The sequence below is a fragment of the Burkholderia sp. AU4i genome, from assembly GCF_000466765.1.
GTDB classification, from domain to species: Bacteria; Pseudomonadota; Gammaproteobacteria; order Burkholderiales; family Burkholderiaceae; genus Burkholderia; species Burkholderia cepacia.
Map to the genome: position 1 here is coordinate 54,534 of NZ_ASSI01000039.1, position 10,144 is coordinate 64,677.

4 protein-coding genes and 3 pseudogenes are annotated in these 10,144 nt (G+C 60.5%); 6 read left to right on the top strand and 1 reads right to left on the bottom strand.

Going from position 1 to position 10,144, the window contains the following annotated elements; genetic code table 11:
* The first annotated feature begins 16 nt into the window (after positions 1-16).
* From L810_RS07940 to L810_RS49600, 4 genes and pseudogenes are all read left to right on the top strand, one after another.
* Positions 17-849, top strand: a pseudogene (locus L810_RS07940) (OmpW/AlkL family protein).
* A gap of 338 nt (positions 850-1,187) precedes the next feature.
* Positions 1,188-2,078, top strand: a pseudogene (locus L810_RS07945) (LysR substrate-binding domain-containing protein); the annotation flags it as partial.
* A gap of 616 nt (positions 2,079-2,694) precedes the next feature.
* Positions 2,695-3,798, top strand: a pseudogene (locus tag L810_RS07950) (efflux transporter outer membrane subunit); the annotation flags it as partial.
* 2 nt (positions 3,799-3,800) lie between these two features.
* Positions 3,801-4,457: a TetR family transcriptional regulator gene (locus tag L810_RS49600; RefSeq protein ID WP_051392192.1), complete on the top strand. Its 657-nt coding sequence runs from the start codon at positions 3,801-3,803 to the stop codon at positions 4,455-4,457.
* Positions 4,458-4,555: 98 nt separating this feature from the next.
* Here L810_RS49600 and L810_RS49605 read toward each other — a convergent pair whose 3' ends face one another.
* Positions 4,556-6,574, bottom strand: a complete 2,019-nt coding sequence (locus L810_RS49605) for an FAD-dependent oxidoreductase (protein WP_021157849.1) — start codon at positions 6,572-6,574, stop codon at positions 4,556-4,558.
* A 754-nt stretch (positions 6,575-7,328) separates the two neighbouring features.
* On the opposite strand from L810_RS49605, the gene L810_RS07970 reads away from it, so the two are divergent.
* Complete coding sequence (locus tag L810_RS07970) at positions 7,329-8,999, top strand: methyl-accepting chemotaxis protein (RefSeq protein WP_021157850.1); 1,671 nt, start codon at positions 7,329-7,331, stop codon at positions 8,997-8,999.
* Positions 9,000-9,187: 188 nt separating this feature from the next.
* A complete protein-coding gene (locus L810_RS07975) occupies positions 9,188-10,135 on the top strand; it encodes a patatin-like phospholipase family protein (protein ID WP_254226138.1) in 948 nt (315 codons plus the stop codon).
* Positions 10,136-10,144 lie beyond the last annotated feature (9 nt).

Consider the following 10,144-nt stretch of genomic DNA (forward strand, 5'->3'; position numbering starts at 1 on the left):
CGCACGGGAGGCCGTCATGAAGAAGATTGTTCTCTGCGCGGCGGCCGGCGCCGCCGCGCTGGCACCGCTCGCGGTGCGCGCGCAGAGTGCCGGCAGCACAGTGGTCACGCTCGGTTGGCTCCACATCATGCCGCAACAAAGCAGTTCGCCTTTTACGACCGACGTCGCGCCCACACCGATCAACACGCCATTGCGCGTACCTGCGTCGTTCACGTCGCCAGGCACCGGGCTGCACACGAGCGGTGCTGAGACCGTGGGCCTTACAGTCAGCCATTTCCTTACCGATCATATCGCAGTAACAACGTTGGCGGGGGTGCCTCCTCTGTTTCATGTGTCGGGACGTGGCACGGTCAAACCACCCGGCCCGGCCGGCGCACTCGGCTCGCAGAATATCGGACTCGCGTCGATCAATCCGGTCGAAAAAAGCGTGCGCGGATGGACTCCAGCCCTGATCCTCCAGTATTACTTCGCGCAGGCGAACGCAAAACTTCGGCCGTTCCTCGGTCTCGGCGTGTCGTACGCCTGGTTCAGCGACTTACAACTGAGCCAGAACTTCGTGACCCAAACCCAGAATAACTCGGCGCCGTCCTTGCTGCGGGCGCGGGCAAGCCGGGATTGACACAGGTGTCGGCGAAAACGTCATCGTCTTGGGCACCCGTCTTCAACGCGGGACTTGCCTTCAACATCACTGACCACTGGGGATTTGTCGCGTCGGTCACATATATTCCGCTCAAGACCACATCGACCACGACGATCAGGGCTGCCGATGGCACGGTGCTGGCACAGACGAGAGCCGAGCTAACAGCTGACCCGATCATCAGCTACCTCGCGCTGTCGTACCGATTCTGACAACCGGATTGACGCGAGCCGCTCATCACGGATCGTGCAATGGAACTGAGAGTACCGGCGAAATACGGGCGATCCGAGCGTTCAGGTGAGGCGCGCATGAGTTCTGCCGAGCTCTCATGCCTCGTCACACGGCCAGTGCAGGCGCGTCCGGGATCCCATTTCTCCGCCTTTGGCACGCTTTACACAGTGAGGGTTCGCCGATCTTGCCCGCCGCCGTTCGAAATTCATGCAAACGGCAACGGGACGTGATTGCTGGTAAACGAATCCGGAGTTGCTCGTCTAATAGACAAACGAGGAGGGTGTCCTCTGGTTTCTCTGGTCAAAGGATGGAGGTGTTCATGGATCATTTGCAGTCGATCAAGCTGTTCGTCAAGGTTGCCGATTTCGGCAGCTTCTCGGGGGCGGCGAACGCGATGGACATTTCCAGGGCAGTGGCGACACGACACATCGCGGATCTCGAAGGACAGCTCGGCACCCGGCTTTTCAACCGCACCACGCGCAGGCTATCGTTAACCGAATCCGGTCAAGTCTATTTGGAGCGCGTCCGCCAGATTTTGATGGAGCTCGACGATGTCGAGCGAATGGTCATGGCGCGAAATCGCGAGCCCGTTGGCATTCTGCGAATCGCCGCACCTGTCGTCTTTGGACTGCAAAACCTCGCGCTCGCGTTGCATACCTATACGCAGCGTTACCCGAAGGTAGTTCCCGACTTGACGCTTGTCGATCGACAGGTGGACCTTGTCGCTGAACGCATCGACGTCGCCATCGTCATTACGCGACAGATGAGCGGAACGAGCGCCGTGGCTCGTCGCTTGACAACAGGGTGTATGACAGTCTGTGCCGCGCCTGCCTATATTGAGCGGCACGGTAAACCGACCCATCCCGGTCACCTGGACAAACATCAGTGCTTGAGCCTGCCAGACGAATTCCGCGGAGGCGATCTCGAGTTCACGAATGCCGCCGGTACAGTGCAAGTGTGTCCTCCGAACGCGGTGATCGCGAACAACACTGCAGTACTTCGTCAGTTCGCGTTGCTCGGCACAGGTATTGCGATTCTTCCAAGCTATCTGATCCACAATGACATCCTGCGAGGAACATTGGTTCCGCTGCTTAGCGACTATAAATTGCCGCAGTTCGAGATCAAGGTGGCCTACCCAGCCCGGTCCCACTTGTCGGCGAAGGTGCGAACGTTCATCGATCATCTGATTGCGTATTTCGCAGAATCACCGGGCTTACCAACGTCCGAAAACACGGTTAATAACAGCAAGCATATGTGTCTGCAACTCGAAGCAGCTTGATTGTCAAATAGACTGTGTCGGGAGGAAATTGCATAAAAACTGCGCCGCCCAAGGATGCTCAGGTGCTAGCTCATCAAGGTATCGCGGTCAGCCGCGCGAACACCCCAACCGTCCTGAATTATCCACCTGTGTAAGCAGGTAATTTCGGTCACGCGCGTGGCCAATCTGATTACAAAGCGCACACCGGTCCGAAATTCGGTTGACGTTGTGAGTTGTTGTAAACGGAACATGTCTCCGGCGTCTAACAGACTGTTGGAGTGCCTGCCGTGATCCGGCGGGAGGAGTAAGGTGGAGGACACCCTTGAGCCGGACTCGATGTGCAGAGCCGACAGCTACACCGAGTCGATATTTTCGATGAGAAAACTGGCTGACGTCGCGCCAGCCGATCGTCCGCTGCGGCCTATTCGCCTTTGATCGAACGACGCGCTCAAGCGCACGACCCGTTGCGGCGTGCGATTTTGAGAGCGCCTGACAAACGCAACCCAGTCAGCGATGAGAGTATGACGAAACGAATCAGCGACACCGAGTTCGTGCACCCCACAGCGTGTTATCCGCGTCGTGGGAGCTCGACCTGTTCGGTCGCGTGCAGAGCCTGAAGGACCTGGCGCTCGCGCTGTACTTCACGACCGCGCACGCTCGGCAGGCGCGGGAGATCGCGCTGGTGTCGCAGGTGGCGGACCAGTACCTGACGCTGCTGTCGACTGACGATCTGCTGAAGGTTACGGAAAACACGCTGAAGACCGCGCAGGCGTCGTACGACCTGACGAAGCTACAGTTCGACAACGGCACGGGCTCGGAACTCGACCTGCGCCAGGCGCAGACAGTCGTGGAGACTGCGCTCGCGAACCAGCATGCGCAGGCGCTGAGCTTGCTGGTGCTGCTGATCGTCGAGCCGCTGCCGGACGACCTGCCGCCCGGCATGCCGCTCGACGCGCAGAACTTCCTGACGGACATCCCCCCGGGGCTGCCGTCGGATCTGCTGACGCGCCGTCCGGACATCATGGAAGCGGAGCAGAACCTGCTCGCCGCGAACGCGAACATCAGCGCGGCGCGCGCGGCGTTCTTCCCGAAGATCTCGCTGACGGGCGCGTTCGGTACCTCGAGCCCGGCGCTCGGCGAGCTGTTCAAGGCAGGCACCGCGGCATGGTCGTTCGTACCGCAGATCACGATGCCGATCTTCGAGGGTGGACAGAACCTCGCGAACCTGAACCTTGCGAACGTACAGAAGAAGATCCAGATTGCAAACTACGAGAAGGCGATCCAGTCGGCGTTCCGCGAAGTGTCGAACGGGCTGGCCGCGCGTGGCACGTACGACCAGCAGGTCGCCGCGCTCGAGCGCAACGAGCATGCGCAGCAGCGCCGTTACGATCTGTCGGACCCGCGCTACAGGAACGGCGCCGACAGCTACCTGTCGGTGCTGACTGCGCAGACTGACCTGTACTCGGCGCAGCAGTCGCTGATCAGTGCGCGCCTCGCGCGCTGGACCAATCTCGTTGACCTGTATCGCGCGCTGGGTGGTAGTTGGATCGAGCGGGCCGGCAAGACATCGCGCCCCGCCGATCAACGGACCGACAACGGGAACTCGTCCGATGCACCTGCGTCGAGTCGGGCTGACATGTCCGTCAGAAAGCCTGGCATCCAAGCAAGCTGACGATGGCTCGCAAGACGAAGGAAAAGGCATTGCTCACGCGCGAATCCATTGTTGACGCGGGTGAGCGCCTTTTTGTCGAACGAGGCGTTCGGCCAGTTTCCCTCGAGGAGATCGCGGAATCGGCTGGCGTAACACGCGGCGCGTTGTATTGGCACTTCAGCGGAAAAGGCGATCTGCTTCTCGAGATATTCGTCAGACTGCGCGCCCGAATGCGAGGGGAGTTGATCGAATTGACTCAATGCCGAAGTCGCGACATGGCATTGCGCAACGTCACGCGCTTTTGCCGGTTGATGTTGTCGGACGGAAGCAGGAGAAAGGGCAAGGGTGAGCACATCCGCGCATGGATCACTCACTACGAAATCTTTCTCGATGAACCGTTGACTGCGCGGCTCGTGGGTGAGCTTTTTCGGGAATTGCACGAGGCGCTGGCTGACCTTGTTCTGCGATCTCGTGGTGGCGCTGGTGGTGGCGGGCTGCCACCGCACGGGGATTCCGAACTGGATGCGTTTCTTTTGCAGGCACTCCTGGTCGGATATGCGAAGCTGAATGCGATACGTGCTCAACCCCGTCACGTCCGCGCGACAGCGGCCTCCATCGTGAATCGCGGCGTGGACGCGATATCGTCGCGGTCAGGGTCCTCCTCCGAATCAACGGCGTAATTCACCATGCTGAGTTTTCGGTAAACTTTTGTCGGAATTTGCCGTGATGTCAATGTGTTCGATGGCTTTGGTCATTTGTGGATTTCTTGCAAAATCACCTAATCAGGGGATGAGTCAGTGATCAGACGCGTGCCGCGGCGGGAGGTCAGATAGGCCCAGAACCAATCGAGCGCGACGGCGGTGCGGTTACGGACACCGGCGAGAAACGCAATATGCACTGCGCCCCACAGCCACCAGGCAACCGCGCCCTTGAGGTGGATCCGGCCGAAATCGGCCACGGCGGCCTTGCGCCCGATGGTGGCCAAGCTGCCGAGATGGCGGTAGCGGAACGCGCCAGGCGGCGTAGCCCCGTTGATTCGTGCACGGATCAGCCTGGCGACATAAGCGCCGCCCTGCTTGGCGGCGGGTGCCAGTCCGGGTACCGGCTTGCCGGCCCATCCTTCCGAGGCTGCGGTATCGCCGAGGGCGAAGATGTCGGGATGACCGGGAATTGAGAGGTCAGGGCCCACCTTGACGCGCCCAGCGCGGTCAGCCTCGGCGCTCAGCCAGGCTGCTGCCGGAGACGCGACAACACCAGCCGCCCACAAGACGGTCCGCGCCGGAATGAACTGGCCGGCAATAGTCACACCGCGCGCCTCGACGTGCTCCACCCGGGTTCCCGGCACCACTTCGACGCCGAGGGCGGCAAGTGACCGGCTGGCGGTCGCGGACAGGGATTCTGGGAACTGGGCGAGGATGCGGGGTGCCGCCTCGACCAGTAGGATTCGTGCCGACGCCGGGTCGATAGTACGAAATTCCTGGACCATGCCCTGGCCCGTCAGCTCAGCGATGGCGCCCGCCAATTCCACTCCTGTGGGCCCACCTCCAACGATGACAATGGTAAGGAGGGCGGCCCGTTCTTCTGCATCTGCGCTGTTCTCAGCGAGCTCGAAGGCCAGCAGTAGGCGCCGCCTGATTGCCGTCGCATCCTCGATTCGCTTCAGCACGGGGGCGAACTCTGCCCATTCGTCACGGCCGAAATAACTGTAGCGGGCGCCGGTGGCGAGCACGAGGTAGTCGTAGGGAATCGCCGACGATCCCATGGAGACTGTGCGCTTTTCGTGATTGATCCCGCCGACCTCACCGAACAACACTCGCACGTTGGGCTGATCGCGGAACAGGCTGCGAATCGGAGTGGCGATATCAGCGGGCGACAGCCCGGCCGTGGCGACCTGGTAGAGCAGCGGCTGGAACAGATGGTAGTTGTGGCGGTCGATCAGGGTGACGCGACAGGCGGCACCGCGCAGGCCTCGTGCGGCCGCGACCCCGCCGAACCCGGCACCGACGATAACAACATGTGGGAGATCGGCAGACTCATTGTCCTTGGTGTCCTTGGCGCGTGCGATACGAAGGATCAGCCGGTCGAGGGCCAGCGGGCCCGGCCCCCAGCTCGCGGCCAATAACAGCAGCGCAGCGAGGTAAAGCGGTCCGGAATCCTTCATCGGTCCGACCAAGACGGCAAGAAGCAGAGGAAGCGCAGCAAGACGGGTGAAACCGCCCAGCGCGAAGGCAAGGCCGAAGGGCGCGATGAGGGGGACGTGTCGCAGGACCAGCACCACGACTCCACAGCGGAGCAGGACCAGGAAGATCGGTCCAAGCATTTGCGTAATCAGAGCGAACACGCGACCGGTCATTCGCGCCGCCGGGAGCGCGCTGTCCTGGACGCCGCGACTTAACAGCCGGTCGAGCGAGATCGGGCCGGCGCCGATGACCAGATACCAGCCGAACAACGCCGCCCAGTACAGGTTTTCCGGCAGGGCGACGTAGGCGAACTGAATTACCAGCGAGAGGATCAGTAGCGGGATCGCAGCAAGTCTCGTCCCCAAGCCAAGGAAGAGGAGAACCGGCCCGAGGAGTTCGATGGTGATGCCCACGACAGCCGCCGTCTCCGGCGCCATCCACGAAACTGGATAGACATTGGCGGTCAAATAGAGTGCATTGTCCCAATTGGCGGCCTTGAGCAGGCCAGAGACGAAAAATTTCTCGCCCAGCCACAGCCGGATTAGCAGATCGACGACAGGGTACAGGCTCGCCGCCACGGCCTCCCATCGGCTGTACCAAGAGGCCAGGCGTCTCATCGGTGCTCTCCTGAGGCAGACCGATTGACCCGGGCGGGATTCGCTTCATTAATAGGCGGTCGAGGGACCAGTTCGCCGAGTCGCGCGAGATGTTGTGGATCACTGCCGCTGGCGACCCAAAGACCGTGGTTGGCGCTCAATTTCTTGTTCATGGCTATTCCACTCCCGGAAGGGACAGTCGTTTCTGTTGCAAAGCGGTCTGCGTCCGGGGCAAGAATTAATTGACGCGGACACGACCGGCCAATTTTCGACGTAACGAGCGGTGTCTCGTTTACAGGAATATCGGACCTGCACGCGACACGACATAGCTCGATCTCTCAACAGTCCGAACAGGATGTTCTTCTGCGTGATCAGGCATCGCTTCTCTGGCCGCGTTCCGAGCACAAGGAGGCGCGGTGGATTGAAATTGCGCAAGCAAAGTGAATGGCCTCTCGCGAACATCCTAGGTGCGAGTTGGAGCATGCAGTTTCTACGGGAGTCATGACCCCAACACGCCAGGGAAACGCATTCCAAGAAAGCTGAACAATGTCTGAAAAAGATCGGTGTAATGTCGATCAGTGTTCCCCGTCTAATCAATGGATGCAATCAAGGGCATCCTCCATGCCGCCCCCTCCGGCATGAGCTTCAGCCCGCTGCGAGTGTACCCAACTCGAGCGGGTTCTTTTTTGAGGACGGACATCCGTCAAAATATGGAACAGATGCCGACGCGCAAGATCCGATGCGGGCTGAACAAGGCACTCATGGAGTCATTTGCATGAAAGTCGCTGACATGAAGATCAGTACCCGCCTGACACTCGGATTCGGACTGGTTTTGTTGCTGGTGATGAGTCTGCTTACGATCGGCGTCGCGAACCTGAATCAAATTAACAGGATCAACGAAGAAATCGTCAACACAGAGTGGGTCAAGGCAGACTCTGCGCAGAGCATCAGTATCCTGACCCGCACGACTGCCTACAAGACGCTGGAACTGTTCGTCACGAGCGATCCCGACCGCGCGGCGCAAATCGATCAATCAATCCTAGCTGACGGAAAGTCAGTCGTTGCGGCGCTGCAAACGTTCGATTCGCTCGCTTACACCCCCAAGGAGAAATCGCTGCTCGTGGCGATTAAGGCGTCGCATACCGCATACGAGGCCTCCTTCGGCCAGGTAGCGAGTCTTCTAGCCGAAGGCCGCCGCGATGAAGCGATCCAAACGATGAACGAGAAAATGCACCCGTTGCTCGACGTTGTACAGAAGCAGGTCGACGCTCTGGTCGGTCTGCAGAGCGAACTGGGGCAGCAGCGCGCCGCCAAGGCCAGTGAGGACATTGGGCTGGCCCGCACGCTGATGCTCGTGCTGGGATCGGCAACCGTACTGGTTGGCATGGGATTCGCGATATGGATATCGCGGGGTATCACCCGCCCGATCCATGACGCGATGCGGGTAGCGCGCACTGTTGCCGCTGGCGATCTCACCAGCGATATTGCGATAACAGCGCGCGACGAGACCGGGCAGCGTCTGCAGGCCCTCAAGGAAATGAACGAGGGACTTTCGACTATCGTCATTCAGGTTCGAACGGGGGCCGATGCGATTGCCGTGGCATCGAGCCAGATGACGCAAGGCCACACTGACCTTTCGAAGCGCACCGCAGAGCAGGCTGCTTCGCTGCAGGAAACGGCCTCGAGCATGGAGGAGTTTACGACCATGGCGATTCAAAACGCTACGAACGCCAAGCAAGCGAGTCAATTGGCGGTCGCGGCGAGCGACACGGCCGTTTGCGGCGGCGAGGTTGTGCGGCAAGTCATCGAAACAATTCACGACGTTACCGAAAGCTCGAAGAAAATCATCGAGATCATCGGAGTGATCGAGGGCATCGCCTTTCAGACTAATATCCTCGCGCTCAACGCGGCAGTAGAAGCGGCACGCGCCGGCGAACAGGGCCGAAGCTTTGCCGTGGTGGCGGGCGAGGTCGGGAGCCTTGCGCAGCGCAGCGCAGTCGCGACCAAGGAAATCAACGGGCTGATCGAGGATTCGGTGAGCAAGGTCGAAAAAAGCTCGGCGCTCGTGGAAAAGGCCGGGCACACGATGGTTGAGATTGTGCAAGCCGTAAAACGCGTGACGGACATCATGGGGAAGGTTGCGACGGCTTCCGCAGCTCAAAGCGGCGATATCGAGCATATGAACAGTGCAGTGGCGCGGATGGACGCTGCCACACAACGGAACGCATCGCTGGTAAAGGAGACGACAGCCGCTGCAACCTCATTGGAGGAACAGGGCAGGCTCCTTCGCGACGCAGTAGGGGCGTTCCGGGTGTCGGCCCCGGAGTCTGCACGGCAAACGACGCAACCGGGGCGGCCCGCCAGGTCACTGGAAGAGACGCTCACGCCAGCCCACGTGAGTGCGCTTGTTCCATTGGCTGCCAATCACGGCTTGGGCGAAACATAGCGGGGACGTTGAGTGGTTGCGTCGGGAGCGGTAACTGAATTCGACGGAATTAAGCCATAGCGCGTCATCAAGCGGAAGGGGCTATTTCACCAAGGTGCCCGGAGGGCATGGCCGAACGGGAGGCCGCGATGCCACGTGCTACCGAGCCAACCTGAATGTGTCGGGTCACGAATCGAGGGAACATGGTCATGCGCAACGAGCTTAACGAGATCAAGTCGGCGGCCGAGCCGTCCACCCAACAGGCCGCGTTACCCGGGCAGGTAGTACTGGTTCTACAAGGCGGAGGTGCGCTAGGCAGCTACCAGGCGGGTGTCTATGAGGCGCTCCATGCGGCGGGCATTGAGCCAGACTGGATCATCGGAACGTCGATCGGCGCGGTTAACGGTGCGATCATCGCCGGCAACCGGACCGAGAACCGGTTGGTTCGGCTGCGCGAGTTCTGGAGCGGCGCAGCCCGCCACGAGCCGTGGCCCACTGTTGCGCCCTATGCCGGCGCCGGTAACGTCTTCCGCAATATGTGGACCGTGGCGTACGGCCTTCCGGGGTTCTTCGAACCAAGGTTCACCGCGTGGTTTGGACCGCATACTCCGCTCGGTGCCGAATCGGCGTCGTACTACTCGACAGCGCCTCTGGAAGGGGCGCTCGCCAAGTTGATCGACTTCCCGTATCTGAATGATCAGCACATGCGACTTTCCGTTGCGACTGTTGGCGTGCGCTCAGGAGAAATGCGCTACTTGTCCAATCGCGATACCGAACTCCGAATGCCGCACGTTATGGCATCCGCCGCGCTGCCTCCAGCTTTTCCGGCAGTGCGCATCGACGGGGAAGCGTACTGGGATGGCGGCATTCATTCCAATACGCCCATCGAGGCGATATGGGACGATCATCCCAGGCGCGATGCTGTTGTCTTTTCGGTCCAACTCTGGCCGATGAGCGGCCCGGAGCCGGAAACCGTTTGGCAGGTGCTTGGCCGGCAAAAAGACATCCAGTACGCGAGCCGCACGGAGAGCCAACTCCAACGCCAACGTCAAATCCACCGCCTGCGCCATATCATTCGCGAGCTCGGTCGTTTGATGAACGAAGACGCGCGAGAGTCGCCCGAAGTCAAGAAACTGCTTGAGTGGGGGTCCCCTTGATTTTCATGC

What these genes read in the sequence shown, in the direction of transcription:
- L810_RS49605 (WP_021157849.1), bottom strand. Translation starts at nt 6,574, where the DNA reads ATGAGACGCCTGGCCTCTTGGTACAGCCGATGGGAGGCCGTGGCGGCG.
- L810_RS07975 (WP_254226138.1), top strand. Translation starts at nt 9,188, where the DNA reads ATGCGCAACGAGCTTAACGAGATCAAGTCGGCGGCCGAGCCGTCCACC.
- L810_RS07970 (WP_021157850.1), top strand. Translation starts at nt 7,329, where the DNA reads ATGAAAGTCGCTGACATGAAGATCAGTACCCGCCTGACACTCGGATTC.
- L810_RS49600 (WP_051392192.1), top strand. Translation starts at nt 3,801, where the DNA reads ATGGCTCGCAAGACGAAGGAAAAGGCATTGCTCACGCGCGAATCCATT.